The sequence below is a fragment of the Thiolapillus sp. genome, assembly GCF_048562965.1.
GTDB lineage: Bacteria > Pseudomonadota > Gammaproteobacteria > Chromatiales > Chromatiaceae > Thiolapillus > Thiolapillus brandeum_A.
On the sequence record NZ_JBHNMF010000770.1, the window covers coordinates 1 to 1,398 of the forward strand.

Genomic DNA, 1,398 nt, shown 5'->3' on the forward strand with positions numbered 1-1,398 from the left:
GTTACACCTGCACGCTCCCCCTGGTCGGCTTTGCCTGACTCAATCTGTTTGTTACGTGCTTGCTCTCGATTTCCCCAGAAGGCTTTTACCGCTTCTTTGGCTTTCGCATCATAATTCGATAAATCAATCGCCACCTTGTCCTCGCCCTCTAATTCCGTAAACCATTGCCGCCAAGCGCCGCGCGCTCTTCTTTGTCCAGATCGTATAACCGATATACAGCTTCATTACCCATTGCCGTATCGCCACTTAATGCCGCCTCACGCAGTTGCTTACGCAAATCAACAGGAACATCGTTCCAGTAAGGCACCCTGATCCTGCGCAAGTATTGTGCCTGAAACCGCAAGAACCCACCGCGCATTTTTGTGGAGTATATCGAAACAAACAGGCGGGCAATGCCTGACATCAATACCGCCTGCAACGCACACAAATCCCACTCGCTTGCGGTGATGAAATAGAGATTGTGGTGAGGATAGAGCTCTCCCGGTTCGTACACGATATGGGCATCGCCCTTTATATCCGGAATCAGGAGTTTTTCCTGTGCGGCCAAATCAGGATAAATCCGGTCGATAGTGCGGTACCAACGCGCTGGCGATCTCTTGGCAACGTGCCTATGGGCAATTATCTCCCTGCGATCTTCAAGATAGGTTTTGAGTTTTGGGTAGTCTTCGAGATCAACAAGTCCGCCATCCTTTGCGAAGGGATTTATAACCCCATCTCCACGCCATTCAACCTTTCCGCCATGAATGTCACATGTACGTACGAGAGGGAGTTTCCGGTCAAGCTCAACATCCAACTCACCATAAGGACCAATGAATGCCTTATCCGATCCCGTCGCAACACCAATTCCGACCTTGCAACCGACGTCTTCCAACACAGGGAAAGTGCGTTCAAGGCGGCGCATTATTGTGAGTTGCTCAGATGGTTCCAGTATCCACGGATCAGCACCGGTGACTATTCCAGTGACTTCCTTGATTTGATTCTCCGATACCGGAAGTTTCTTGGCTCTAAATCGATTGGAGAGACTCGTCAATTTGTCCTTGTTGATCTCAGGCTTGTGGGCAACCCGGGTCTTCCCGGAGTTTTTACGTGAAATAATGGTGATAGCCGGATAAGCGACCACCTCGGAATGGAATGCATCCGTATCGACCATGTCTACATAGGCTTTGAGATGATAGCCATTTGACACCATGGCCCTGAGCGGACCGCCGTACTTGTTCTTCATCCAGCGATCGGAACAGATAAAGCCAAGCGTACCGCCCTTTGCCAACGATACCAGAGAGTGCTCAATAAAGGGAATATAGAGATCGGCACGATCATAGAGCGTAGTGAAGCGCCGTCTGTATTCAGCTACCAACACATCGGGAATGCGCTCCTGGCGCACATATGGCGGGTTCCCGA

General features: G+C 50.5%; 1 protein-coding gene. It reads right to left on the reverse strand.

Translation table 11 applies throughout. The features are described 5' to 3' along the window. Nucleotides 1–148: 148 nt before the first annotated feature. On the reverse strand, nt 149–1,398 hold a 1,250-nt coding region (locus tag ACOCD2_RS19950; RefSeq protein ID WP_419589775.1), incomplete at its 5' end, for an Eco57I restriction-modification methylase domain-containing protein.